This window comes from Kitasatospora sp. NPDC059817 (assembly GCF_042731835.1).
GTDB lineage: Bacteria > Actinomycetota > Actinomycetes > Streptomycetales > Streptomycetaceae > Kitasatospora.
Map to the genome: position 1 here is coordinate 1 of NZ_JBHWIR010000014.1, position 24,892 is coordinate 24,892.

Consider the following 24,892-nt stretch of genomic DNA (forward strand, 5'->3'; position numbering starts at 1 on the left):
TCCGTGGGGGTGTGGGGGTGGGTTTTTGTTTAAAACCCCCCCCCCCCCCCCCGGGCGGCCCCGGGGCGGGGGCGCCCCGGGGCCCCCGCACGGTTTGACTGACAAGTGGGCCGCCCTGAGGACCACCACCTGAGCGTCCGGCCTGGTACGGCGAGATCGACGAGGACTGCTGGGAGGTGGACGAGTCCGACGTCCAATCGGGCGTTCTGCTGCTGTGGGGAAGCGACGAGCACGGCAGCCGGTACTTCTTCCGCGCGGTCGAGGACGAGCCCACCGAGTGGCGGATCATCATCAGCAGCGACGAGGGCGCGTGGTTCGAGACCGCCGGAACGTCACCGAGTTCCTGGTGCGCTTCTTCCACCGGACCGACCGCCCCGACTTCATCGACCCCAACTGGCCGAGGCCCGGCGCACGCTACGAAGCCCGCGAGTGAGCCCGCACTCAACGGCCTGGCCGGGCTGCTGCGGAGTCTCGACGAACCACCTGAGCAGCGCTGTGCGGACCAGGACGAGGGCGGCCAGCCGGGTCTCACCACGGCCCGTGGCGCCTACACCGCCGATCCCGAACCATTCGGTGCCCCGTACGTCGCCCCGAGCACCCCGCCCCGACGCACCTGCGAACATCCGCGTCCCGACGGCCCTCGCGACCCGCTCCACCCCAAAGACACCACAGGCCTGCGTCCCCGCCCCGGCCCGCGCCGCCCTCCCCAATCGTAGGAAGCGGGCTTCCGGATCTCGCGCTGCGACGTGTTCTCGATCTTCCTCAACCACCCCTAATCTGGACTCCTCTGAATATCCATCAGCTGGAGGACTGTGACGTGGGCGTGAAGCAGGGTGATTGGGTGGCCGCGGCTGCGGACCAGGTGATCGCCGAGGGCAAACGCCGTGGCGGGGCTCCACTGGTGTGCGCGTCCGGGATCAGCCCGTCCGGCCCAGTGCATCTCGGGAACCTGCGCGAGATCATGGTGCCGCACTTCGTGGCGGACGAACTTCGCCGCCGGGGACTGGAGTGCCGCCATGTGCTGTCCTGGGACGACTACGACCGGCTCCGGAAGGTGCCGGCCGGTACCCCCTCGGCCTTCGCCGAACACATCGGCCGCCCGCTGACCGCAGTGCCCGACCCGTGTGGAGAACACGAGAACTGGGCGGAGCACTTCAAGGCTCCGCTCCGCACGGCGCTGGCCAAGCTGGGTGTCGAGATCGACGAGATCAGCCAGACGCAGATGTACGCCTCTGGCGCCTACCGCGAGCAGATCGTTCACGCGATGCGCCACCGGCAGCAGATCGACGGCGTCCTCGGCCGGTACCGCACGAAGAAGGCCGCCGCCGAGGCCGAGGTGGAGCAGGACGAGGAGGACCTGGCCGCTACCAGTGCTGGGGGCTACTATCCCTACCGGCCCTACTGCGAGGTCTGCGGGCGGGACTCCACCACGGTCACCGACTTCGACGACGCCAGCACGGAGATCCGGTATCGGTGCGAGTGTGGCCACGAAGGCGGCTTCGCCCTGTCCGGGACCGACAGCGGAAAGCTGGTCTGGAAAGTCGACTGGCCGATGCGCTGGGCGTTCGAGGGCGTGACCTTCGAGGCAGGCGGCGTCGACCATTCATCTCCCGGGTCGAGCTTCACCGTCGGCTCGCAGTTGGTGCGCGAGGTGTTCGACGGTCTCCCGCCGTCCTACCTCGGGTACTCCTTCGTCGGTATCAGCGGCATGGCCAAGATGAGCAGCTCGAAGGGCGGTGTGCCCACCCCGATCGACATCCTGGAAGTCGTGGAGCCCCCGGTGCTGCGGTGGCTCTACAACCGCCGTCAGCCGCGACAGTCGTTCCAGATCGCCCTGGACGGCGAGATTCTGCGGCTCTACGACGAGTGGGACGCGCTCGGACGCAAGGCAGAGGCGGGCACGGCCACGGATCTTGAGTCGGCAGTGCGGGCCCGTTCGGCCGGTCCGGCGGCCGGGCCGCTGCCGTCCACCCCGCGTCCGCTGCCATTCCGCACGCTCGCGTCGGTGGCGGACGTGGCGGCCGGCGATCCGGAACAGACCCTGCGCATCCTGCGGGACTTCACCATCGAGGAGCCGCTGGCGAGCTTGGAGGAGGCCCGGCCCAGGCTCGACCGCGCGCAGGCGTGGGTGACCACCTACGTGCCGGCCGAGGAACGCACCCAGGCGCGCACCGAGCCGGACCGGGAGCGGCTGGAGCAGCTGGCTCCGGTCCAGCGGGAGGCGTTGAAGCTGCTGTTGGACGGTCTGGACGAGCACTGGTCGCTCACCGGGCTGACGTCCCTGGTGTACGGCGTGCCGAAGCTGCAGGCCGGGTTGCCGTTGGATGCTCCGGCCTCGCCGGAGCTGAAGGTGACCCAGCGGGAGCTGTTCGTGCTGCTGTACGAGCTGTTGGTGGGCCGGGACACCGGTCCGCGGTTGCCTACCTTGCTGCTGGCGCTCGGAGCGGAGCGGATTCGCTCGCTGCTGACCGTCGCGTAGCCGGGGGCGGCTGGCACCGGCCTCGTGGCTGAGGAGGTCGAGGGCCGGGACGGAGCTTGTTGCTCTGTCCCGGCCCTCGGTGTGCGGTCAGGCTGCGGGCCGGAGTCCGGTGCGGGTGAGGATCTCGTCGGCGATCTCGGCCGCCGGGCGGTGTTCGGTGTCGATGTGGTCGGCGAACCCGGGCTTCCCCAGGGCTTCGAGGCAGCGTTCGACCTGGTTGCCCTCCCAGCTGAGCGGTCCCCACTTGTCGGGGCCTTCGCCGCGTTCGCGTAGGCGTTCGCGGATGGTGGCGGCCGTGGCGAGCAGGGTGAAGTGCCGGACGTCGTGGCCGGCGTCGCGCAGGGGCTGGACGATCCGGTCGAAGACTTTGCGGCGGGCGATGGTCATGGGGACGATGATCGGGCACTCGTAGGCGCGGGCGGCGTGGTCGAGCATGCAGTGGGTGAGCGGCGGCCAGACCGGTTCCAGCTCGAACTCCTCGGTACGCAGGGGTTCCGGGAGTTGAGCCCAGAGCATGTGGCCGATGGCCTCAGGGTCGATGACCAGGGCCTGGGGCAGGCGCTCGGCGAGCAGGCCGGTGGTGGTGCTCTTGCCGATGCCGAACGGGCCGTTGACGAAGACGATCACTCGGGTGTGGTGCCTTTCGTTGGGCGGTCAGAAGAGTTCGACGTAGCGGTTCGGGTGGGCGCCGGCGTCGTAGCGCAGAACGAGCACGGTGTAGCGCTGGTGGGCACGAAGGACGTTCGTGGCGTGCTTGATCTCGCGCAGGCGATCGGTCATGGCGGTGCGGACGGCGGGGTCGGTGTTGCCGCTCTGGGCGCAGGCTCGGTCGATGGTGGACTGGCAGTAGTGCTCGATGGCGTCGTCGGGCTCGGGGGTGAGGGTGTGGTCGGCCTGGTGAAGGACGTCGAGGCCGGCGAAGAGAGCGAAGGCCTGGTGGCGGGTTTCCATGGGGCTGGTGATGCCGAAGACGTCGCGGCGGACGGCGGCGGCGTGGTCGGGCAGGGGCTCGGGGGCCCAGAACGGTGCGGCGAGGACGTATCCGCCGTTGTCGAGGAAGCCGAGCAGCCGGTTCGCCATGGCGGGCGGGTCGGGGAAGAAGCCGAGGGCAGCGCCGACGGCGATGTGGCTGTAGGTGTGGTCGGGCTGGTAGGTGGTGCCGTCGGCCTGGTGGTAGGTGAGGCGGAGGGTGGGGTCGAGGATGTGGTGGTTGTAGCGGGCGAGGGTGACCGAGTCGTGGCCGAGGTCGAAGCCGGTGGCGGTGCAGCCGGTGAGGCGGGCGAGTTCGCGTGAGGTGAAGCCGGTGGTGCAGGCGACGTCGAGGAGGCGGTGGTGCGGGCCGAGGCGGGAGTGCAGGGCCCAGGTGTTGAGCGTGGCGTGGGCGCCGGGCATCACGTTGGTCTGGTTGATCATGGCGACGAAGTCGGGGTAGCTGGCGGCCCGGACGGCGTCGGCGGACCTGGGCACCGCGGGCAGGGGCCAGGTGGGCGTGGTGGTCATGGAGTCCTCTCTGTGGCGCACAGCGCGGGGGTTCGGCGCTGGGCCGGTACGGGGGTGGGGCGGAGGCCGGCCAGGCGGGTGACGCTCATGCCGAAACCGACGCACGGGGGAAGTCCGTTGTCGTACAGGTCGATGACCTGCTGGTACGTGCGGTGGGCGGGGTGGCGGTCGGCCGCGAACTGCGCGGCGAAGGCGTCGGCCAGTCGGTGGGGGTCGCGTTCGTTGGCGGCGATCTCGGCGAGTTCGAGGCCGTCGGAGTAGAGCCAGATGCGCTGGGCCTGGCGGCCGGTGCCGGCGATCAGGGGTGAGGCCGGGCCGGGGATGTCGGTGATCACGGTCAGGCCGCGCAGTTGCTGGCGGACGCTGTGGCGCCACAGGCGCCGGACGATGCGGTCGGGGTCGTCGGTGTGCTCGGCGGTGTACGGGGTGCGCTCGGCGGCCAGGGCCCGGACGGCGGTGGCGTCGGTCGAGTCGATGCCGGTGATCTCGTGGAAGGCGTCGTCGAAGCTCTGGTGGGTCAGCGGGGCGATGAGGCCGGTGGTGGCGGTGACGAGGTCGGCAAGGTAGGTGGTGGCCTGGTTGAGGGCGAGGTCGGCGGCGTACGCCTCCAGCATCACGAACTCGACGGTAGGACGGCCGCGTTGGCCCTCGTTGCGGAAGCTCGGGCCGATCTCGTAGCAGCGGGTGGTGCCAGCCGCGATGACGGCGAGCAGGTCGAGTTCGGTGGTGACGCGCAGGTACTGGCGGCGTCCGGCGGCGTACGCCCAGGTGGTGAACGGCCGTGCGGCGCCGCCGAAGTAGCCGTCGGTGAGGACGGGACTGATCGTCTCGCGGAAGCCGCCCGCGGCGAGGTGCGCGCGCAGCGGGCCGAGGAGCGGGGTGAGGAGGGCGCTGCCAGGTAACGGCGGTGGGACTCCGGGCTCGTGGTGCTCCAGGTGGCGGACGAACAGGGTCGGGCGGCCGGTGCGGCTGGTGGAGCAGGTGCCCCGGACGGAGACGAGGTCGCCGGCGTGCAGGTCGGTGGCGATGGTGGGGTCGAAGGCGAGCTGGGCGTCGTGGTGGTCCCAGGCGAGGTCGGCGAAGGCGATGTGGCGGTGAGTGCGGACCGCGGTGATGCGCCCGGACAGGGTGAGGACTTGGTCGGGGGCCGGCCAGAGGTCCCAGTCGGCGAGTGGGAGCGGTTCGGGGTGGCGGGTGCGGGTGCGGGTGCGGCTTCGAGGGGCCGGGGCGAGCGGGTCGTCGGGGGCGGTGAGGGTCAGCAGCAGGGTGACCGGGTCGTCGGTGCGGGGGTCGAGGAGCCAGGTGGTGCGGCGGATCAGGTCGCGGTGCAGGTGGCCGTCGGTGTCGGGAAGCAGGTGCAGGAGGTGGAGGACCGCGGAGGCGCGCAGGGCGGTCAGGCGGCAGGAGATGGTGGCGGTGAGCGCGTGGGTGGCGGCGGCCAGCCGGGCAGGATCGGCGGGGCCGTGGGGCCAGGGCGGTCGGCCGGATTCGGCGGCGGTCGCGAGGGCGTGATGGAGGATGTCGAGTTCACGCGGGCCCCGGGCGGGCGGGCTGGCGTGGAGGGTGACGGCGAGGTGGGGGCCGTGGCTGAGAAGGCGGGCGATGCCTGCCAGGAGTTCATCCGCGCCGTCGGCGGGGTGGGTGGTGAACAGCACGGCGGCGGCGCCGAGCAGTTCGGTGGGCGCGTCCCACGTCGTGGGTTCGGTGGAGTTGTGCGTGGCGGCGATGGCGTCGGCCAGGGTGGCGAGGCCAGTGGTGGTCATGTCGTCTCCGGTTCGGTGGGGCCGGGGCGCCACCAGGCGACGGGCGAGTCACCAGGGTTGAGTGCGGCGACGAACTTGGCTGCCTCGGTGGTCCCTTGGGCAAGGTCGGAGTCGTAGGGGGTGCCGGCGGCGTGGTGGGCGTCGCGGATGCGCTCCCGGATGGCGGGCGCGATGACTGTGCCCTTGGGGGTGGCGTGCCGGTCGAAGGAGTGGACGGGCTGGAAGAGGAGGAAGGTCGAGTCCGAGCCGCGGGTGGAGCGGGGGGAGGTGTCGGGGTAGCAGGGGGCGAAGACGACGAGGAACCAGCGGATGTCTGCCAGCCGCAGCCACCAGCCGTCGGCACCCGCGTGCGCGAGTTCGGCGGCCGGGTCGGCGCTGGTCGAGGCCAGTAGGCCGGTGACGGTTTTCCGGACGGTGGTGGCGACGGCGTCGAGGGTGGCGCCGAGTCCGGGGTCGGTGAACTGGAGGACCAGGCCATCGAGTTCCTCGTCTTCGACGCGGCGCGCGAAGTCGGTCAGGACGGGCCCTGCCTCCAGGCCGGCCTCGTACGGTTCGGCCCCCGGGTAGGCGGGGACGGCCTCGATGCGGGCCCGGGCGGCGAACGGACATGCGGATCCGCGCCGGATTGGGGCGAAGCCGCCGTCAGCCACGGGCGGCCACCGCCCAGGCATCGAGGTGGCTGCGCGAGGGCATCGGGCCGTCCGCCCCCTGGTACTTGCCGCTGTACAGCTGGTCGATCTCGCCGAAGGTCTCCCACCAGCTGACCTGCGCCACCAGCGTGCCGGGGTAGAGGACCGTGGGGAGGGTGGCGTACAGCTGCAGGGTGGAGCAGCCGTAGAAGCCGAGGTCGATGAGGTCGGCGGTGCAGTGGACGAACGTACCGAGGCGGGCGAACCCGGACTTGGCGTGCACGATGGGGACGAGCGCGTCGCTGCCGAAGCGCTCGACGGTGTGGCCCAGGACGAAGTCGCCGCGTTCGAGGAGGTACCCGGTCGACGGGATCTCGCGGTACTCGACCTCGGGCTCGCGCGTCGGGTCGAGGATGTCGTCCAGGTAGACGCCCACGCGGCTGCCCAGCGTCAGGTCGTAGCTGTTGGTGGTGCAGCGACGGGGGTTGAACGGGTCGATCTTGATGCGGCCTTGTTCGACCTCTCGGGCGATCTGGGGTCCGGTGAGGATCACGATGGTGCTCCGATCAGCGGCTGGGACTCGCAGGCGTGGTTGAAGCGGGCGTAGGTCGCCGAGGTCGGCCGGATGAGCCCGGTGTTGCACCAGAAGGAGACCTGGCCGGCGACCATGCCGGGGTAGATCCGGATCGGCAGTGCCGCAACGATCTCCAGCGTCCAGCGGTGGCAGGACGTGGTGTGGCCCAGATCGGCCGAGAGCTGGAGGAACAGCCCGCGCCGCCCGTTGCTGCTGCATCCGATCAGCCGCATCGCGAACAGGCTGCTGCCGATCTGCTCCTCGGTGTGCCCGAGGTACATCCGGTGTGGCTCCAGCACGAAGCCCTCGTCCGACAGCTCCGTCTCCACAAACGTGCCGGTGCGGTCCTGGAAGACCTTCAACCCGCAGCCCAGGTGGTAGTTGACGGAGTTGGGGTTGACTCCGGCCGGATCGTAGGGGGAGAAGACGATGTCGCCCTGGGCGATGAACCGCCGGATGGCCTCGCTGGTGAGGATCACCGTTTCGCCTCCCGCTCGACGTGCACCGGCAGGAAGGTCGCGGAGCGGATCACCTGCGATGCCTTCCAGGTCACCCCGTCCTCCACGTGAAGCCGGCAGTCCCACCGCAGGACGGAGCGCATCACGGCGGCCGCCTCCATGCGGGCCAGTGCCGCTCCGAAGCAGGCGTGCGGGCCATGGCCGAAGCCGACGTGCGGGTTCGGGCGGCGGCCAGGCCGGAACTCCTGCGGTTCCTCGAACACCTCGGGGTCGCGGTTCGCCGATGCTTGGAGCAGCACAAGCCGTCGGCCCGCCGACACCGGAACTCCGAAGACCTCGCAGTCCTCGGCCGCCGTCCGGGCGGTGATCAGCGCCGGCCCGTCCAGGCGCAGAACCTCCTCGACGAACCCGGCGACGGACTCCGCCGACCCAGCCGCTGCCTGCGCCAGTTCCGGGTGGTCCGCAACCGCGGTGAGCAGCGCGCCGATCAGCCCGGTCGTCGTCTCGTGGCCGCCGATCAGCAGGGCCATCAGGTTGGACACCGCCTCCTCCAGCGTGAGGCGCTTCCCCTGCTCCTCCACCTCGACCAGGGCCGAGGCGATGTCATCGACCGCTCGGGCGCGGCGGTGCCCGATGAGGCCGGTGAAGTAGTCCCATAGGCCGGCCCAGGCGGCGGCGAGCCGATTCTCCTGGTCGCCGGTGAGGGCGGGTTCGGTGAGCAGGATGACGTCGTCGGACCACCTCTTGACGAGGTCCCGGCCGCTGTCCGGGATACCCAGCAGCGCGCAGATCGTGTGGACCGGCAGGGGTTCAGCGATACTGCGCACCGCGTCGCCGCCGCCGGCCGCCACGAACCGGGACACGAGCGCGTCCGCCGTCGCTGCGATCTGCGACTCCAGAGCGGCGATCCGCCGAGGTGCGAACGCCTTCGCCAGCAGGCCCCGCAACCGCAGGTGCTGCGGCGCGTCCGCGTAGAGCACCCACGATGCGACCGGTTCGAGCACCGGGCGGAGCACCGGGCTGATCTCGTCCAGCAGGCCGGCGGCGGTCGGCGCGCACACGAAGCCCGGATGCCGAAGCAGGTGGCGAACCTCCCGATGACGTGGGAAGACGAGCCTCCCGCTGCCCAGGTCCGGACAATCGATGGCCCGAGGTCCCTCGGCCAAGGTCGCGAGCGCGGGCTCGCGCTCCGGGTCTGTGGAGAGTGCCGTCAAAACGATGCTCTGGTCCATGAGTTGCCTCCCGTCCACCCGGACGTCCGCGCAGGCCCGTCCTGGCCCCGTCGCAGAGCGGACGGCTGTAGCGCCAGGTAGCGGACCCGACGAGCGGCAATCGGGCTGTGGTGTCACGAGGTTGGATGGCCGACGGGGGCGCCTGCTCTGCGTTGGGTGGCGCTCAGACCCGTTCCCGACCGTGAACCGATGATGACGCTCAGTCAGGTGAACGGCAAGAGGGTCGAAAAGGAATCTCTGTCCTTTTCGCTGAATCGGCATATGCGTGCTACTGCCCAAGCGCTAGCCTGTCCTCGGAAAGGGGAGGTGTGCAGGTGGCCGTCGAACCCACACCGCGGCGACGCCGACTCGGCATGGAGGTTCGACTCGCCCGGCTGCATCGCGGCTGGAGCGTCGAGGAGGCCGCCAACGAGCTGGGGTACAGCTCCGCGTCCACCATCTCGAAGATCGAGAACGGCACGCAGGGCATCAAGCTGCAACAACTGCCGCATTTTTTCGCTGTATTAGAGATCACAAACCCTGTCGTCCAGGAAGCCTGGCGCGAGATGGTCCGGAACGCACGCGACCGCACCTGGCACCAGCAGTACCCAGGCGTCGCGGACGACCCCCTCGGCGACTACCTCGCCAACCTGGAGATCGCCGACGGCCTGTTCATCTGGTCCCCGGTGGCCGTCCACGGCCTACTCCAGGATGATGACTACGAGTTGGCCGTGATCATCGCCGGCCGTGCCTGGAAAAGCGACGCCGACATCCAGCGCTTCATCACCGTACGCCGGAACAGCCGCCGTGCCGCGCTCTCCCGCAAGACCCCGCTCCCGATCTGGGCGGTACTCACAGAGGCCCAACTGCGGCAGGAGGTTGGCGGCCGGGCAACGGTCCGCGCGCAGGTACTGCACCTGATCGAACTCGCCAGCACCCACCGGAACATCGTCATCCAAGTCATCCCGCTGTCGCACGGCGCACACGCCGGCTGTGACGGTCCGTTCATGGCCTGGACGTTCCCGACCGGCCACGATTCGGTCACCATCGAGGGCATGAAAACCGCCCTCCACCTCAACGACCCCGCAACGGTCGCGGACTACCGCACCACAAGCGATCACCTGAAAACGGACGCCCTTCCGCCGAAGGAATCGCTCGAACTTCTCGCTCAAATCGCCAAGGATCTCTCGTGACCCACGACGCCCACACCTCCTCTGCCGACTACAGCAGCATCGTCTCCGCCGACGAGAAGAACCACCTCGATCCAACGTGGGTCAAGGACCAGTTGGAACGAGCGGAGTGGATGACGGCCAGCACCGGCGGAAGCAACTGCCTCGAAGTTGCGTTCCTGGATCGCGGGATCGTCAGCTTCCGCGACTCCCTGAACCCGGACAAGGACCCGCTGATCCTGGCATGGGGTGAGTGGGCTGACTTCCTCGTCGGAGCGAAGGCCGGCCGGTTCGATCGCACCACAGCCCCCACCGCCTAACCTCGGGCCGCGTCGCCCGTCACGCAGCGCCGTCGCAGCTTGCGCTCGGACTGCCACGGAGTGAAACCATTATCAATGCCCGGTCTACGGGTAAGTCCATCCCTGCCGATGGGGACACAGCGGCAGGCCGAAGGGGACGAGATGGCGGCACGGCCCAACGCACTGCATCCGGAGCGTTCGCTTGAGGAGTGGCTGGGCAACGAGATCCGGCAGTGGCGCATGCTGCGCGGGTACGGACAGGACCAGCTGGGTGCGTTGGTGCACCTCAGCGGCGATTTGATCGGCAAGATGGAGCGCGGAGAACGCACCTGTCTACCGGAGCACGCCGAGGCGCTCGACGTCGCACTGGATACCGGCGGGGCGTTGACTCGCAGCCTGGTGCTGGTGCAGATGCGGTTGGACAAGCGGCGTGATGGGGACAGTTTTGCCGCCGAGGTCGCGCAGAATCCCCAACTGCCCCCGCCGGTCAGCACGCTGGAACCCATGGAGCGACGCGCGTTCGTAGCCGCAGGCGGGCTGGTAGCCGAAGCCTTGACCCCGATCACCGCCTCAGTCGTGCTCCCTCTACTGGAGGCGGGGGCGCCAGTGCGTCCGGGGGACGTGGCCCATGTCCAGTCAGCTGCCGTGGCCCTGCGCGGTTCGGACAACCTGTACGGCGGAGGCGGCCTCGTGCAAGCAACCGCCATCGCGCAGCTCCACTGGGCCCGCAGCCTGACGTCGGCGCCCTGCGACGAGGCGCTGCGGGCCGAGTTACTCACCACGGCCAGCCGCCTCGCCTCCGCCACCGGGGCCGTCCTGCTGGACGCTGGCGAACACGACGACTCTCGCCGGTGCCTTCATTGGGCGACCGAGCTGGCGGAGGAAGTGGGAGACTGGTCCGCGCGAGCCGTCTCCTACAACCTGCGGTCCCGCCTGGCCAGTTGGTGCGAACGGCACGACGACGGCGTCACTTTGGCGGAGATGGGCCTGGTTCGATCTGACCGCCTTTCCCCGGCCGAGCGCGCCATGCTGCACAACGCGGCCGCCCGCGCGCACGCCAAGATGGGGAACCGCCAGGCCGCGCTCACGGCCATCGGGATGTCAGATGAGGAGTACACCCGACTCCGCACGGACCAGGAAGTGTCGTGGATGGCCTACTACGACAGTGCCCAGCACCACGGCGACACCGGCCACGCCGCCTACGACCTCGCACTCGCCGGCTACCAGGTCGACGACGCAATCACCAGACTCAGGGCCGCTGTTGACGGTCACGCGCAGTCCTTCGCCCGATCTCGTACGTTCAGCCGAACCAAGCTGGCATGCCTGCTGCTGGCCATCGGAAACCCCGAGACCGCGCTACCGGAAGCCGAGCGGGCCGTGGCCGAGGTCGCCCAGCTCCGTTCGCAGCGGGCCGTGCAGGACCTGCACGACCTGGCAGTCCTCGCCAGCCGGTACGGCCGGAACGCCGGCCTCCAGGGCTTGCGTGCCCAGATCGCCGCTACGGTGGACGGGTGACCACAACCAGCAGCTCCCATGCCGTCCTGCTCAAGGCATGCGCCGCCGTCGGCCTGTCCGCCGACGGCGCGGAGCTGATCCGGCTGGGCGAGAACGCGCTGTGGCGGCTCCGTGCGGGCATCGTGGCCCGTGTCGCTCGGAGCGGTCAGTGGCCGGTGGCGGTGCGGGAGATCGCGGTGGCTCGCTGGCTCCACGAGAACGGCATGCCGGTCGTTCGGCCGGTGGAGGAACTGGCCGAGCCCATCGTCTGCGTCGACGGTCGCCCTGTCACCTTCTGGTACGAGCTTCCGCTCCACCGGCCGGGGACCGGCGTCGACATGGCGCCGCTCCTGCGCCGGCTGCACGAGCTGCCGGTACCCGGGCACATCAACCTCGGTGTCCTCGACCCCCTTGTCCGGATCGCCGAACGGATAGACGAAGCAGTGACGCTCGAACCGCAGCAGCGTGACTGGCTCCAGGGGCATCTCGCGGACCTCCAGGCTGCCTGGGACGAAATTCCTGCTGAGGCTTCACACCGAGTGATCCACGGGGACGCCTGGGGCGGCAACACCGCGGTCGCCAAGACCACCACCTACCTCCTCGACTTCGAACGGACCTCCGTCGGCCCGCCTGAGTGGGACCTGGCGACGATAGCGACCGGCTTCACCTCGTTCGGCAGCGTGACCGCGAAGCAGTACGACGCCATCTGCACCGCCTACGGCGCCGACGTCACCATCTGGCCGGGCTACCCGCTCCTGCGTAACCTCCGCGAGCTACGGGTCACCTGCTTCGCTCTCCAGCTCGCTACCGCAGACCCGACGCGGCACCGCGCTCAGGCGCACTACCGCCTCGCCTGTATCCAAGGACGCGAGGGCGACCGCCCGTGGGGCTGGACGGCCATCTGATCTCGCCGGGCGCGAGCCCACGTCGCGCTCCGATCGTCCCCTGAACTCGCCGAGGGGCGTTACACCGGCTCGCGCCCGTACGGCCTTTCGAGGGCGTTGCCGTCACCGATGGGGACAGCCGACGCGTCCCCATCCACCCCCTCGCACTCACACCACCTTCCTCGTCACTCTGGTCGTGTCCTGCCCGAACTCGGGCTTGGCGCGGGCCCCTTGCCTCGCCGCCAACCCGTGAATCGGCGCCCACCGGGTCAGGCCCGTCCTGCCGGCCTCGATCCTCACCCCCCGGAGGTTCACTGTGCCCCGCCCCCAGTTCCTGAACGACCTGGTCACCGGCACCGCCGGTGTCGTCGCCGCCATCCACGTCAGCCCCGAAGGCCTAGTGCTCGGCACCTCGCCCGGGATCGACACCAGCGAGGCCGACCACTGGGCGGCGGTGATGGCAGCCCTCAACGCCGCGAGCAGGCACAGCTCCGACATCATCGGTCGCCGCACCGGCGACTCCAGCCCCTGGGGCCACGCCGTGGTCGAGGACCGCTTCGGCCGCACGCTGATTCTGGTCGGCGCCAGCGACGGCTCGATGCTCGCCGTGGTGTGCGCTACGACGGACAACAGCCACTTGGGAGAGATCGCCTTCCGCCTCGTCCAACTGGCGGACGACGGCCTCGCCGTGGCGGTCGCAGCATGAGCGCGACTTCGACGGCGGTCACCTCCGAGACGCCGGCACGCCCCTTGCCGCTGCCCACCGTCCTCTCGGCCGTCCACTTCCCCGACCCGCACAGTCCCGGCATGGCCGGGTGACCTCCTACCTCGCCCGACGGCACGCGAAGGTGACGGCCTCACCGTCGCACGCCGGCCCTCGCCCAGAACTGCTGCAGCGCCTCGAACGCACCGGTGCCGGGCTGCGAACGGCGAACCCGGGCACGGCCTCGATGATCTGGGGCGGGGACAACGCTGCGGTCCGCGACGTGCTGGACCACGCCCTTGGTCGTGGCCTTCCCGTCATGGGCTACGCGAGGGCGGTCGAGTTGGTGGCCGTGTACGAGCCTTCCGGCCACCTGCGGTCGAACGCCCTCGCAGGTCTGATCGCCGACGCCCTGACCGCCGCGGACCAGACCGTTCTGCTGCCCGTCCACTCGACATTCCCCCGCCGCCAGGACCACGCCGACGGGATCGAGACCATCCTCGGCGCCAGTTCCACGGGCTCGGTCATCCGCTACGAGTCCGGCCCTCACCAACCCGGCCCCGAGTCCTTGGTCACCTCCCTCGTTCAGAGCGGCGACCTGATCCTGACCATCGGCCCCCACGCCGCCCAGCAGATCGGCCCCGCGCTGCTCGCCGCTCTCGACCGTCTGCGGCCCGCTCAGTAACCGCCTCCTCCAACCCCGTTCTCCCGGAGTTCTGCCATGCCTATTTCCCTTCCCATCAAGCCGGCCCTTTCCGACGCCGACGTCCTTCTCTTGCGACAGGTGGCCGGCGGCGGCCTGCACCCCGCGATCAGCCGCGCCACCGGGATCCATGAAGGCGGCGTCGGAGCCGCTATCAGCATGCTGCTGACCAAGATCGGCACGACGAAGCGTTTCCACGCCGCCGCCCTGGGCGCGAGTTGGGGGTTGGTGCGGCGCGAGGACACGCACGTGAGGAACCCCAGCGGCAAGACGCTGCCGCCTCGCCACATGGAGATCCTGGCCGGCCTCGTCGCCGGTGAGGATGTGGTGGCCACGGCGAAGCGTCTGGGCCTGACCGCAAACACGGTTCGGACCTACACCCAGACCATCCTGACCACGCTCGGGGTCCGGAGCCGGGAGCAGGCGGCGGCGGTGGCTGTGCTCGACGACCTGGTGTCGTTGCGGGCCCTCGGCGGCAGCTGGCCGGACATGAGGCTCAGCGAGGTTCCGCAACCGGCTGGGGCACACTGATGCCGCGCGGCGCGAGTCGGCTCGCGGGTGCGCTCTTGAAGGCATCCGGCCCGCCGCTCGTGCTCGCGACCGCAGCGGCGTTCCGCCACGGCCGGGCGGCGTTGCAGGGACCGACGGTCCTGCTGAGCGTGATCCTTGTCGGCGGCCAGGGGCCTGCGCGGCCCGCGCCCCCCCCGCCCCGCCCCCCCGGCGTTCACCCGGTTTCAGGGTCAGCTGTGCGCGCCGGCCTTGCGGCGGCGCAGGACGAACACGGTGCCGGCGCCGGCCGCCAGGACGGCGGCGCCGCCGAGGGCGATCGGCAGGGTGTTGGAGTCGGCGCCGGTCTCGGCCAGGTGCGGGCCCGCCGACGGCGAGGCGGAGGCCGAACCGTGGCCGGCGGCCGCGGGGGTCGTGGCGCCACCGGCCTCGGCGACCCGGAACTTGCCCTCGAAGGGGTTGTAGAACTGGGTGCAGGCGTTCGGCTTGTTGTTGGCCGGAGTGGGCACCTTGTCGTTGTCGAACGCGTCGGAGCCGGCGTCGTAGTTGGCGCCGTAGTTCCCGACGGGGGCCTTGGCGGTGGCGGCGATCCGGACCTGGTAGGTGATCTTCTCGCCCTTGGCCAGCTTGATGTCCGGCGACTGGAGGGAGCGGTCGTCGAGCTTTGCGGGCTTCCAGCCGGAGCCGGTGTTCAGCTGCACGTCGAAGAACTCGGTGCTCCACTGGACGGGGTAGTCCCCGTCGAACTCGTCGGTGACGTAGAGCGAGTTGTGGACGACGGGCAGATCGATGCCGCTGTTGTTCTGCCAGGTCACGCTCAGCTCGGCGGCCGGTCCGCCCTTGACCAGGGTGGTGCCGTACAGGCCGGAGCCGGTGACCTTGAGCAGCGGGCTCTGGTGCACGCCGCCGCTGCACCGCATGCTGTTGGTCGGGGTCGGCATCGGCAGGGTGGACGGCCGGTTGGTGGGGGTGGCCGTCGCGGTGCTGCTGGGGGTGGTGCTCGGAGTCGCCGTGGTGGGGGCGCTCGGGGTGGTGCTCGGGGCCGGGGTGCTCGGCGCGGGGGCGCTCGGGGTGGCCGTGGTGGAGGTGGGGGGCGGAGAGGAGGGGACTCCGACCGCACTCGCGCTGACGGCGCCGACCGTGGTGCCGAAGGAGAGCGCCATCAGCGCGGAGGCGGCCAGAAGGCGAGAAGAGCGCACGTTGAGAAGCTCCAGATTGGGGTAAATGGGGTCGATTTCGGGCGACTTGAGGCCTCCGGCAGGGCCGTCGGCGCGGGTCGCGCCCGCGAACCCTACCGGTTGCGAGTGGCTTGTTTCGATCAGATTTGGCGCTAAGTGATCGATGCTGCCCAGGCGCCCGTTCGGCCACCGGTTGCCGGGGTGGCCGGGGGGCCTGACGATGGCCGCATGAAGCACCAGATGCGAGCCGAGTACGGGGCCGGGGGTGCGACCGGCGGGGTGCGGTTGTGGCACATGGTCCGGGGGGTGGAGAGCGTGGCGATGTGCGGCCGGGAGCTCGACCCGGACGCGCAGGTGCGGGAGCCGGTGGACTGGGGCAAGACACCGGAGCTGTGCTGCCACACCTGCGGGGCGTACTACCTGCGCGAGACGCCGTACCTGTCGGCCGAACACCAGTAGTGCGCCAACGGGTGGTCTACCGTGATCGGCATGGAGCAACCCCTTGCCAAGCCGCGGTCGTTGACCCGTGAGGCCGCCGGGCTGCGGTCCGGCGTACCGGGCCTGTCCGAGCACGTCGACCGGTTCTGCGCGCTGGTCGAGCGGGTGGACCCGCTGATCCACGCGTTCGTCCCGGAGCCGGGGCGGCACGATCGGCTGCGCGCGCAGGCGCGGGCGCTGGCCGCGCGGCACCCCGAGCCGGCCGGGCGGCCGCCGCTGTACGGGGTGGCGGTGGGGGTCAAGGACATCGTGCACGTGGACGGGCTGCCCACGCACGGCGGTTCGGCGCTGCCGCCGGGGGTCCTGGCGGGGCCGCAGGCCGTGGTGGTGGACCGGCTGCGGGCGGCCGGGGCGCTGGTCGCCGGAAAGACGGTGACCGCCGAGTTCGCGGCGAGCGCGCCAGGACCGACCCGCAATCCGCACCATTCCGGGCACACCCCGGGCGGCTCCAGCAGCGGGTCGGCGGCGGCGGTCGCGGCGGGGCTGGTGCCGCTGGCGGTCGGCACCCAGACGGTGGGGTCGGTGATCCGGCCGGCCGCGTACTGCGGGGTGGTGGGTTTCCGGCCCACGTACGGGCGGATCCCGATGGCCGGGGTGATCCCGAACGCGCCGAGCTTCGACACCCTGGGGGTGTTCACGGCCGACCTGGCCGGGGCGGCCCTGGCGGCCGCACTGCTCTGCGACGACTGGCGGGGCGACGACTGGCGGGGCGGGGTGGTGGCCGGGGGCCGGCCGGTGCTCGGGGTCCCGGACGGGGCGTACCTGGAGCGGGCCGAGCCGGCGGCGCTGCGCGCCTTCGAGGAGAGCCTGGATCGCCTGGCGCAGGCCGGCCTGACGGTGCGCCGGGTGCCGCTGTTCCCGGACTTCGCCGGGATCACCCGGCAGTTGCAGACGATCAACCGCTTCGAGCTGGCCCGCGGCCACGCCGACTGGTTCGCCCGGTTCGGCGGCCTGTACCGGCCGGAGACGGCGGCCAGCATCCGGGTCGGCCAGGGCGTCGCGGCAGAGGACCGGGCGGCCGCGCTCCAGGCCCGGGAGCGGTTGCGCGAGCGGGTCGCCCGGGCGACCGCCGAGGCCGGGGTGGACCTGTGGCTGGCGCCGTCGGCGACCGGCGGGGCGCCGGAGGGCCTGCACAGCACCGGGGACCCGGTGATGTCGCTGCCGTGGAGCTACTTGGGCCTGCCCGCGCTGAGCCTCCCGGCCGGGCGGACGGCGGAGGGGCTGCCGCTGGGCCTCCAGGTGGTCGGCACGGCGGGCGGCGACGAGCGGCTGCTGGCCCAGGCGGCTTTCCTGGAAGGGGCGCTGGGCCGAGAAGCCTAGAAGCGACCCAGGGGCTCTCTTTCGGATCACGCCGGGCGCGCGACGCCGGAGCACGCACCTCGCCGCGTTGTCGTCGGTCGCCGATACTCCGCATGGACTCCCTCCTCCGCCTTGCGATGCACGCACTCCGACGCCGCGCGCTGATCCGACGTGATCCGAAAGAGAGCCCCTAGGCGAGCGCCGGGTCGGCCGGGTCGGTGGCCTCGGCGCGCAGCAGGCGCAGCAGGAGGCGGGCGGCCCGCTGGTAGGGGATGTCCTCGTCGTGCAGCACGGCCTGGGAGTTGGCCGTCTCCAGGAGGGCGATCAGGGCGAAGGCGAGGTCGTCGAGGTCGGTGTCGGGCCGCAGGCCGCCGGTGGCGCGGGCCTCGGCGAGGGCGTCGGCGATCACCTGGCGCCACTCGCGGGCGCAGTCGGCGAGGGCGTCCCGGACGGCGCCGGGGCGGGCGTCGAACTCGGCGGTGACCTCGTAGAAGAAGCAGCCGCCGGGGAAGATCCGGGCCCGGGAGTAGGCGAGCCAGCTCTCGCAGAGGGCGCGGGCCCGGGCGAGGCCGGGCGGGGTGTCGGCGACCGGGGCGACGACGGCGTCGGCGAAGATGCGGCGGGCGGCGCGGACGGTGGCGAGTTGGAGCTCCTCCTTGGATCCGAAGCCGGCGAACACGCCGCTCTTGCTGAGCCCGAGGTCGGTGGCGAGGCGACCGATGGAGAGCGCGCCGAGGCCTTCGACGGAGGCGATCGTGACGGCGCGGTGCAGCACCGCCCGGCGGGTCTCCTCGCCGCGCAGGACCCGTCCGTCCGTGGTCGATCCGGCCATCGGCCACCTCAGTTCTCGTCGTCGCCGTCGCCGTCGCGGTGTGTGCCGCCAGGGTAGCCCGGGGGTGGGCGGCGGACTTCCTGTCCATAAAACTGCACGAACGGTCGTGCTAATATCCGGTCCGAGCACGGCCCCCGCACCCCGGCACGCCCGTCCGCACCGACAGGGAGACCGCATGGACCCGGCCCTCGCACTGGTTCGTACCGCCCTCAACACCACCTCGCACCTGGCGCCCAGGCTGGCCGGCCGCGCCGCGTACGAGCTGTTCCAGCGTCCGCTGCGGCGCAGCGCCGTCCGCCCCGCCGAGCGGGAGACCCACCGGCAGGCCGCCGTCGAGCGGATCACCGTGAACGGCAAGGAGGTCGTCGTCTACCGCTGGGGCGACGGCGCCCGGCCGGTGCTGCTGATGCACGGCTGGCGCTCCCGCGCCTCGCGCTTCGCCCCCTACGTGCCCCGGCTGCGCGCGCTCGGGCTGAGCCCGGTCGCCTTCGACGCGCCGGGCCACGGCGACTCCGGCGGCCGGGCCACCACGGTGCTGGAGTACCGCGCCATCGCCGGGCAACTCCAGGACGGCTACGGCGGGTTCGAGGCGATCGTGGCGCACTCGCTGGGCGTGGCCGGGGCGTTCCTGGCGCTGCGTGAGGGAGTCCGGGCCGGGCGGCTGGTCGCCCTCGCAGGCGTCAGCGAATTCGCCTACCTGCCGGGCGCGTTCTGCGCCGGGCTCGGCCTCGGCCCGGTGATCGAGCGGGACCTGCGGCACCGGATCGAGCACGAGCTGTTCGCCGGCACCGAGGACCCGTGGCGGCGCTTCGACGCCGCGCACCGGCCCGAGGAGGTGCCGCTGCCGATCCTGGTGGCGCACGACGAGGGCGACGACGTGGTCGGAATATCGCACGCGCGGCGCCTGAAAGCCGCGTACGGTGACCGGCTGGAGCTACTGGTCACCCGAGGGCTCGGCCACCGCCGGATCGTCGCCGAGCCCACCGTCATCGACAACGCGATCGGCTTCCTGTCGGCCGGTCAGGAGGTCAGCGCCGCATGAGCCGTGCCGGAGAACTCGTCGAACTGCACGCCCGATCGCTGGAGTTGGCCGCCGAAGTGGTGGACGGCCTGCGGCCCGACCAGCTGGAGCTGCCGAGTCCGTGCGCGGGCTGGACGCTGAGCCGGCTGATGGGGCACATCGTCGGCCAGCACCAGGGCTTCGCCGCGGCCGCCCGCGGCGCCGGGCCCGACCTCGCGCTCTGGGCCGACGCCCCGGTCGGCGACGACCCGGCGGGCGCCTTCCGCCGCACGGGCACCGAGCTCACCGCGGCGTTCCGCGAGGCCGCAGCGGCCGGGCGCGACGTCTGGCTGCCGGAGATCCAGCACGGCGGCCCCTTCCCGCTGGCGCACGCGGTCGGCTTCCACCTGCTCGACACCCTGGTGCACGGCTGGGACGTCGCGGCCGCGCTCGGCGTCCAGGCCCCGTTCACCGCGGTCGTGGACGGCGACGAGGCGCTGGCGGCGACCCTGCTGGCGGTCGCCGAGGCCGTCCCGGCCGCACCGGAGAACCGGGTGCCGGGCAAGGCGTTCGCGCCGCGCCTCGAAGCGGGTACGGAGGGCGGCCGGTTCGACCGCGCGCTGGCCCTGCTCGGGCGGGACCCGGTCTGGAAGGCCTAGGAACGCGGGTCCGGAGAGCCCGGTTCGGAGAGCTAGGCGTGCCGGCCGCCGCGCTGTTCGTCGGGGAAGCGCGGCCCGCCGATCAGGAAGAGCAGCGCGGCGGTCGGAAAGCCGGTCGAGGCGGCCACTAGCACGATGAACTCCCAGAACATCTCCTGCTCCTCGTCAGTCCCGGGCCGCCCGGACACCCGAAGGTGATCCCAAACCTGACAGGCCCTGATTGGCCGAATTGTCCGGTCGTTATTCGACGGTATGACCGGATTGCCCCGGCTGCCACCGGGCGGCGGCGACCGGCCCGCGCCACACCGGCGCAGGGGTCTGGGCGCGGGCCGGGGGCGGCGGCCACACTGTCGGGATGCAGCTACAGCTCGCAGGGGAAGCACGGCGGCCGGACCGCGAGAGCGAGGACTTCGCGGCGGCCTCGCCGGAGGCGCTGGTACTGCTGGACGGCGCGAGTTCGCCGACCGGCCTGGAGTCCGGGTGCCGGCACGGAACCGCCTGGTACGTCCGCCGGTTGGGCGTGCACCTGCTCGCCCGGCTCACCGACCGGGTGGACCGCTCGATCGCCGAGTGCCTGGCCGACGCCATCGTGGAGACGGCCGCGCTGCACGGCGGCCGCTGCGACCTGGGCCACCCCAACACCCCCGCGGCGATGGTGGTGGCGGCCCGCCGGCACGGCGAGTCGCTGGAGTACCTGGTGCTCGGCGACTCGCTGCTGGTGCTGGAGTACAAGGACGGCCCGCCGAAGGTGATCGGGGACAACCAGCGCTTCCCCGGCGGGGAGGAACTGCGCCGGCAGGTCTGGGCGACCGTCCCCGGCTCGGCCGAGCGGGCCGCGCTGCACCTGGAGTACGCGCTGGCCGTCCGGTCCGCCCGCAACCGGGGCAACGGCCCGTGGATCGCCGCGGCCAGCCCGAAGGCGGCCGGGCACGCCGAGACCGGCTTCGTCCGGCTGGAGCGGCTGCACGCGCTGGCCGCGCTCACCGACGGCGCCTCGCGCTTCACCGAGCGCTTCGGGCTGGGGAGTTGGGCGGACGCGCTGCGGCTGCTCGCCGAGTCCGGTCCGGGCGAACTGATCGCGCAGGTCCGCGAGGTCGAGCGGGCGGACGCCGCCTGCGAGCGCTGGCCGCGCGGCAAGGCGCACGACGACGCCTCGGCCGTCTACGCGCTCCTGTAGCGCGCGGAGGACGGCCGAGGTGTCGCCGGGGGTGGTGCCGTCAGTCGATCGGGTGGCCGAACCGGCCGGACTGGAAGTCCCGCATGGCCTGCTCCAGTTCGCGGTGGCTGTTCATCACGAACGGCCCGTACCAGGCGACCGGTTCGCGGATCGGCTGCCCGCCGAGCAGGATCACGTCCAGGTTGGGGTGGCGGGAGTCCTGCTTGGTGTCGGCGGTGATGGTGATGGTGTCGCCCTCGCCGAACACGGCCGCCTGCCCGGTGTGGATCGGGCGGCCCTCGGCGCCGACGGTGCCGTCGCCGTTGAGGACGTAGGCGAGCGCGTTGAAGTCCGGCCGCCACGGCAGGGTGACCTGCGCGCCCGGGGTGATGCTGGCGTGCAGCAGGGTTATCGGGGTGTGGGTGACGCCCGGGCCCCGGTGGCCGTCCAGCTCGCCCGCGATGAGCCGCAGGATCGCGCCGCCGTCCGGGGTGGAGAGCAGCTTGACGTGGCCGCCGTGGATGTCCTGGTAGCGCGGGGCGGCCATCTTGTCGGAGGCCGGGAGGTTGACCCACAGCTGGATGCCGTGGAACAGGCCGCCGGTGGCCACCAGCGACTCCGGCGGCGTCTCGATGTGCAGGATGCCCGAGCCGGCCGTCATCCACTGGGTGTCGCCGCCGCCGAGGTGGCCGCCGCCGCCGTGCGAGTCCTTGTGGATGAACTCGCCGTCGATCAGGTAGGTGACCGTCTCGAAGCCGCGGTGTGGGTGCCAGGGCGTGCCCTTGGGCTCGCCGGCGGCGTACTCCACCTCGCCCATCTGGTCCATCATGATGAACGGGTCGAGGTGCTTGGTGTTGATCTTGGCGAAGGCGCGGCGGACGGGGAAGCCCTCGCCTTCGAAGCCCTCGGGTGCGGTCGCGATGGTGAGGACCGGCCGGGCGCTGGTGGCGGCGGGGTCCGGGGTGGCGACGCGCGGCAGGGTCAGCGGGTTGTCGACGGTCACGGCGGGCATGTCGGCCTCCTTCGGGGGGTTCCTCTGGCCTACGTCCACGAGGTTAGTTCAATTCTCAACAACAAGCAAGTTGAAAGTTGAACCATATGGTGACGAAGGAGCGCGGGGCTCCTCCTCCAGGATGGGTCAGCCGTACATGCGGCGCATGGTGAAGTCGACCATCTGCTCGACCGCCTTGGCGTCGAACACCATCCGGTGCTCGCCCTCCATGTCCAGCGCGAAGCCGTAGCCGGTCGGCAGCAGGTCCAGGACCTCGGCGCCGGTGACGGTGAAGTGCTTGGAGTCCTTGCCGGCGTAGCGGCGCAGCTCCTTCAGCGAGCTGAACATCGGGATCACCGGCGTCGGCGTGTTGTGCAGCGCCAGGAAGCCGGGCCGCTCGCCGCGAGGGCAGTGCACCTTCGAGGTGATGAAGATGGCCTGGAAGTCCTCGACCGCCATCGAGCCCGTGGTGAACGCCCGGACGGCTTCCGCCAGCGACGGCGGGGAGGGCTCGGGGTAGAGGGACTGCTGGGACGCCTGCGACTGCGCGCCGTAGGCGTCGGGGCCGGGCATGCCGTTCATGCCCGGCTGCGGACCCGCCTGCTGCTGGTAGGGGTCGCCCGGGTATGCGTTCTGGTCATATCCGTACACACGGACAGGCTATCGGGAGCGCACCCGCCCGTGCGGGCGTCGATCCTGACAAGGACTGGTCGTCCCGCCTTGTGGGACGTGACCACGTTCATAGCGGATTCACCGCCAGGGGCTTGCCCAAGTTACCGCTGGGTAGCATCATGATGCGTACTGGTGGGTACGGGGCGCCCGAACGCGGCGGTCTCCCGGAAGCGACGAACCGGAGAAAACGGCCATGGGTCACTACAAGTCCAACCTGCGGGACGTGGAGTTCAACCTCTTCGAGGTGTTCGGTCGCGAGCAGGTCTACGGCTCCGGACCGTTCGCGGACATGGACGTCGAGACCGCGAAGAACATCCTGAGCGAGATCTCGCGCCTCGCCGAGAACGACCTCGCCGCGTCCTTCGTCGACAGCGACCGCAACCCGCCGGTCTTCGACCCCGAGACCAACACCGCGCCGGTCCCGGCCACCTTCAAGAAGAGCTACCAGACCTACATGGACGCCGAGTGGTGGCGTCTGGGCATCCCGGAGGCGATCGGCGGCCAGGTCACCCCGTCCTCCCTGATCTGGGCCTACGCCGAGCAGGTCCTGGGCTCCAACCCGGCCATCTGGATGTACTCCTCCGGCCCCGCCTTCGCCGGCGTCGTCCACGACGAGGGCACCGAGGAGCAGAAGAAGGTCGCCCAGCGGATGACCGACCGCCTCTGGGGCGCCACCATGGTCCTCACCGAGCCCGACGCGGGCTCGGACGTGGGCGCAGGCCGCACCAAGGCGATCAAGCAGGAGGACGGCTCCTGGCACATCGAGGGTGTGAAGCGCTTCATCACCTCGGGCGAGCACGACATGTCCGAGAACATCATCCACCTGGTGCTGGCCCGCCCGGAGGGCGGCAAGCCCGGCACCAAGGGCCTGGGCCTGTACATCGTCCCCAAGTTCGACTTCGACTGGGAGACCGGCGAGCTGGGCGAGCGCAACGGCGCCTACGCCACCAACGTCGAGCACAAGATGGGCCTCAAGGCCTCGAACACCTGCGAGATGACCTTCGGCGCCAAGCACCCGGCCAAGGGCTGGCTGCTCGGCGAGAAGGTCGACGGCATCCGCCAGATGTTCAAGATCATCGAGTTCGCCCGGATGATGGTCGGCACGAAGGCCATCGCCACCCTCTCCACCGGCTACCTGAACGCCCTGGAGTACGCCAAGGAGCGCGTGCAGGGCGCCGACATCTCGCAGTTCCTGGACAAGACCGCCCCGCGCGTCACCATCACCCACCACCCGGACGTGCGCCGCTCGCTGCTCACCCAGAAGGCCTACGCCGAGGGCATGCGCGCGCTGGTCCTGTTCACCGCGTCCGTCCAGGACGACATGGTGGCCGCCGGCCTGCGCGGCGAGCGCGACGAGGCCGCCGAGCGCCTCAACGACCTGCTGCTGCCGATCGTCAAGGGCTACGGCTCCGAGAAGTCCTACGAGCAGCTCGCCCAGTCCCTGCAGACCTTCGGTGGCTCCGGCTACCTGCAGGAGTACCCGATCGAGCAGTACATCCGGGACGCCAAGATCGACACCCTCTACGAGGGCACCACCGCGATCCAGGGCCAGGACTTCTTCTTCCGCAAGATCGTCAAGGACGGCGGCCAGGCGCTCACCGCGCTGTCCGAGCAGATCCAGAAGTTCCTCGGCGCGGCCGAGGGCGGCGACGCCCTGGCCGCCGAGCGCGAGCTGCTCGCCAAGGCCGTCGGCGACCTGGACGCCATCGTGGGCAAGCTGCTGGCCGACCTCACCTCGGTCGAGCAGGACGTCAAGAACATGTACAAGGTGGGCCTCAACACCACCCGCCTGCTGCTCGTCTCCGGCGACGTCGTCGTCGGCTGGCTGCTGCTGCGTCAGGCCGCTGTGGCCCTGGCCAAGCTGGAGGCCGGCGCCTCGGAGAAGGACGTCCCGTTCTACCAGGGCAAGGTCGCGGCGGCCCGCTTCTTCGCCAAGAACGTCCTGCCGACCGTCGCCCCGCAGCGGCTGATCGCCGAGGGCATCGACAACGAGATCATGGACCTGGCGGAGGAGGCCTTCTGAGGCCCTCGCCCCACCCGTCACCCGCCGCCGCGCCCCCAGGGGCGCCGCGAGGGGCGTGACACCTCTCCGACCGTCTGACACCACCCTCACGTCGAAGGGGCCCGCGCCCCCCCGGGCCATGGGGGTTTGCCGCCCTGCCCCGCCCAGCCACCATGACGGTTGCCGTCCCCCCCGCGCCCCCGTGGCCGCCCCGCCACCCGCCCCCCGTTAG

The 24,892-nt window shown here is 71.3% G+C and carries 26 protein-coding genes; 15 read left to right on the forward strand and 11 right to left on the reverse strand.

What is annotated here, in order from left to right; translation table 11 throughout:
* Positions 1–310: 310 nt before the first annotated feature.
* Both ACFV61_RS05125 and lysS read left to right on the forward strand, forming a co-directional pair.
* A complete protein-coding gene (locus tag ACFV61_RS05125; RefSeq protein WP_380490187.1) occupies positions 311–433 on the forward strand; it encodes a hypothetical protein in 123 nt (40 codons plus the stop codon).
* A gap of 384 nt (positions 434–817) precedes the next feature.
* On the forward strand, positions 818–2,479 hold the full coding sequence (gene lysS, locus ACFV61_RS05130; RefSeq protein WP_380490189.1) for a lysine--tRNA ligase: 1,662 nt from the start codon (positions 818–820) through the stop codon (positions 2,477–2,479).
* Positions 2,480–2,566: 87 nt separating this feature from the next.
* On the opposite strand, the gene ACFV61_RS05135 is transcribed toward lysS, so the two are convergent.
* The 7 genes from ACFV61_RS05135 to ACFV61_RS05165 are packed head-to-tail and all read right to left on the reverse strand — an operon-like array spanning position 2,567 to position 8,464.
* The gene (locus ACFV61_RS05135) at positions 2,567–3,106 is read right to left on the reverse strand and encodes an AAA family ATPase (protein WP_380490191.1); all 540 of its coding nucleotides are present in this window, start codon (positions 3,104–3,106) and stop codon (positions 2,567–2,569) included.
* 27 nt (positions 3,107–3,133) lie between these two features.
* Positions 3,134–3,979: a class I SAM-dependent methyltransferase gene (locus ACFV61_RS05140; protein WP_380490193.1), complete on the reverse strand. Its 846-nt coding sequence runs from the start codon at positions 3,977–3,979 to the stop codon at positions 3,134–3,136.
* Complete coding sequence (locus ACFV61_RS05145) at positions 3,976–5,742, reverse strand: amino acid--tRNA ligase-related protein (RefSeq protein WP_380490195.1); 1,767 nt, start codon at positions 5,740–5,742, stop codon at positions 3,976–3,978. Before ACFV61_RS05145 ends, ACFV61_RS05140 begins: the two co-directional genes overlap by 4 nt.
* Positions 5,739–6,392 (reverse strand): hypothetical protein, encoded by a 654-nt coding sequence (locus ACFV61_RS05150; protein ID WP_380490197.1) that lies wholly within the window; start codon positions 6,390–6,392, stop codon positions 5,739–5,741. Before ACFV61_RS05150 ends, ACFV61_RS05145 begins: the two co-directional genes overlap by 4 nt.
* On the reverse strand, positions 6,385–6,924 hold the full coding sequence (dcd, locus tag ACFV61_RS05155; RefSeq protein ID WP_363367773.1) for a dCTP deaminase: 540 nt from the start codon (positions 6,922–6,924) through the stop codon (positions 6,385–6,387). The genes ACFV61_RS05150 and dcd overlap by 8 nt, the downstream gene beginning before the upstream one ends.
* Positions 6,921–7,424 carry a deoxycytidine deaminase gene (locus ACFV61_RS05160; RefSeq protein ID WP_380490199.1) on the reverse strand — a complete coding sequence of 168 codons (504 nt, stop codon included), beginning with the start codon at positions 7,422–7,424 and terminating at the stop codon, positions 6,921–6,923. Before ACFV61_RS05160 ends, dcd begins: the two co-directional genes overlap by 4 nt.
* The gene (locus ACFV61_RS05165) at positions 7,421–8,464 is read right to left on the reverse strand and encodes a cytochrome P450 (protein WP_380490201.1); all 1,044 of its coding nucleotides are present in this window, start codon (positions 8,462–8,464) and stop codon (positions 7,421–7,423) included. Before ACFV61_RS05165 ends, ACFV61_RS05160 begins: the two co-directional genes overlap by 4 nt.
* A gap of 485 nt (positions 8,465–8,949) precedes the next feature.
* On the opposite strand from ACFV61_RS05165, the gene ACFV61_RS05170 reads away from it, so the two are divergent.
* The 7 genes from ACFV61_RS05170 to ACFV61_RS05200 all read left to right on the forward strand — a co-directional run bounded on the left by ACFV61_RS05170 (position 8,950) and on the right by ACFV61_RS05200 (position 14,397).
* Positions 8,950–9,807 carry a helix-turn-helix domain-containing protein gene (locus ACFV61_RS05170; RefSeq protein ID WP_380490203.1) on the forward strand — a complete coding sequence of 286 codons (858 nt, stop codon included), beginning with the start codon at positions 8,950–8,952 and terminating at the stop codon, positions 9,805–9,807.
* Positions 9,804–10,103: a DUF397 domain-containing protein gene (locus ACFV61_RS05175; protein WP_380490205.1), complete on the forward strand. Its 300-nt coding sequence runs from the start codon at positions 9,804–9,806 to the stop codon at positions 10,101–10,103. The genes ACFV61_RS05170 and ACFV61_RS05175 overlap by 4 nt, the downstream gene beginning before the upstream one ends.
* A gap of 141 nt (positions 10,104–10,244) precedes the next feature.
* Positions 10,245–11,597 carry a helix-turn-helix domain-containing protein gene (locus ACFV61_RS05180; RefSeq protein ID WP_380490207.1) on the forward strand — a complete coding sequence of 451 codons (1,353 nt, stop codon included), beginning with the start codon at positions 10,245–10,247 and terminating at the stop codon, positions 11,595–11,597.
* Complete coding sequence (locus tag ACFV61_RS05185; protein ID WP_380490209.1) at positions 11,594–12,481, forward strand: phosphotransferase enzyme family protein; 888 nt, start codon at positions 11,594–11,596, stop codon at positions 12,479–12,481. The genes ACFV61_RS05180 and ACFV61_RS05185 overlap by 4 nt, the downstream gene beginning before the upstream one ends.
* Positions 12,482–12,776: 295 nt before the next feature.
* A complete protein-coding gene (locus ACFV61_RS05190) occupies positions 12,777–13,166 on the forward strand; it encodes a roadblock/LC7 domain-containing protein (protein ID WP_380490211.1) in 390 nt (129 codons plus the stop codon).
* A 109-nt stretch (positions 13,167–13,275) separates the two neighbouring features.
* Positions 13,276–13,848 (forward strand): hypothetical protein, encoded by a 573-nt coding sequence (locus ACFV61_RS05195; protein ID WP_380490213.1) that lies wholly within the window; start codon positions 13,276–13,278, stop codon positions 13,846–13,848.
* Positions 13,849–13,884: 36 nt separating this feature from the next.
* Positions 13,885–14,397 carry a helix-turn-helix transcriptional regulator gene (locus ACFV61_RS05200; protein WP_380490215.1) on the forward strand — a complete coding sequence of 171 codons (513 nt, stop codon included), beginning with the start codon at positions 13,885–13,887 and terminating at the stop codon, positions 14,395–14,397.
* A gap of 209 nt (positions 14,398–14,606) precedes the next feature.
* Here ACFV61_RS05200 and ACFV61_RS05205 read toward each other — a convergent pair whose 3' ends face one another.
* The gene (locus ACFV61_RS05205) at positions 14,607–15,572 is read right to left on the reverse strand and encodes an LAETG motif-containing sortase-dependent surface protein (protein WP_159398465.1); all 966 of its coding nucleotides are present in this window, start codon (positions 15,570–15,572) and stop codon (positions 14,607–14,609) included.
* A 207-nt stretch (positions 15,573–15,779) separates the two neighbouring features.
* Here ACFV61_RS05205 and ACFV61_RS05210 point away from each other — a divergent pair, with 207 nt between their 5' ends.
* Both ACFV61_RS05210 and ACFV61_RS05215 read left to right on the forward strand, forming a co-directional pair.
* Positions 15,780–16,010, forward strand: a complete 231-nt coding sequence (locus ACFV61_RS05210; RefSeq protein WP_380373502.1) for a hypothetical protein — start codon at positions 15,780–15,782, stop codon at positions 16,008–16,010.
* 30 nt (positions 16,011–16,040) lie between these two features.
* Positions 16,041–17,369: an amidase gene (locus ACFV61_RS05215; RefSeq protein WP_380490217.1), complete on the forward strand. Its 1,329-nt coding sequence runs from the start codon at positions 16,041–16,043 to the stop codon at positions 17,367–17,369.
* Positions 17,370–17,538: 169 nt separating this feature from the next.
* Here the strand turns inward: ACFV61_RS05215 and ACFV61_RS05220 are convergent, their stop codons facing one another.
* Positions 17,539–18,180: a TetR/AcrR family transcriptional regulator gene (locus ACFV61_RS05220; RefSeq protein ID WP_063348365.1), complete on the reverse strand. Its 642-nt coding sequence runs from the start codon at positions 18,178–18,180 to the stop codon at positions 17,539–17,541.
* A gap of 175 nt (positions 18,181–18,355) precedes the next feature.
* Here ACFV61_RS05220 and ACFV61_RS05225 point away from each other — a divergent pair, with 175 nt between their 5' ends.
* From ACFV61_RS05225 to ACFV61_RS05235, 3 genes are all read left to right on the forward strand, one after another.
* Positions 18,356–19,222, forward strand: a complete 867-nt coding sequence (locus ACFV61_RS05225; protein WP_380335405.1) for an alpha/beta hydrolase — start codon at positions 18,356–18,358, stop codon at positions 19,220–19,222.
* The gene (locus ACFV61_RS05230; protein WP_380490219.1) at positions 19,219–19,839 is read left to right on the forward strand and encodes a TIGR03086 family metal-binding protein; all 621 of its coding nucleotides are present in this window, start codon (positions 19,219–19,221) and stop codon (positions 19,837–19,839) included. Before ACFV61_RS05225 ends, ACFV61_RS05230 begins: the two co-directional genes overlap by 4 nt.
* Positions 19,840–20,194: 355 nt before the next feature.
* Positions 20,195–21,016 (forward strand): protein phosphatase 2C domain-containing protein, encoded by an 822-nt coding sequence (locus ACFV61_RS05235; protein ID WP_063348362.1) that lies wholly within the window; start codon positions 20,195–20,197, stop codon positions 21,014–21,016.
* Between the two features lie 40 nt (positions 21,017–21,056).
* Here ACFV61_RS05235 and ACFV61_RS05240 read toward each other — a convergent pair whose 3' ends face one another.
* The gene (locus tag ACFV61_RS05240) at positions 21,057–22,007 is read right to left on the reverse strand and encodes a pirin family protein (protein ID WP_063348361.1); all 951 of its coding nucleotides are present in this window, start codon (positions 22,005–22,007) and stop codon (positions 21,057–21,059) included.
* A gap of 126 nt (positions 22,008–22,133) precedes the next feature.
* Positions 22,134–22,637 (reverse strand): SseB family protein, encoded by a 504-nt coding sequence (locus tag ACFV61_RS05245; RefSeq protein WP_380490221.1) that lies wholly within the window; start codon positions 22,635–22,637, stop codon positions 22,134–22,136.
* A 214-nt stretch (positions 22,638–22,851) separates the two neighbouring features.
* On the opposite strand from ACFV61_RS05245, the gene ACFV61_RS05250 reads away from it, so the two are divergent.
* The gene (locus tag ACFV61_RS05250; protein WP_063348359.1) at positions 22,852–24,681 is read left to right on the forward strand and encodes an acyl-CoA dehydrogenase; all 1,830 of its coding nucleotides are present in this window, start codon (positions 22,852–22,854) and stop codon (positions 24,679–24,681) included.
* The last annotated feature ends 211 nt before the right edge of the window (positions 24,682–24,892 follow it).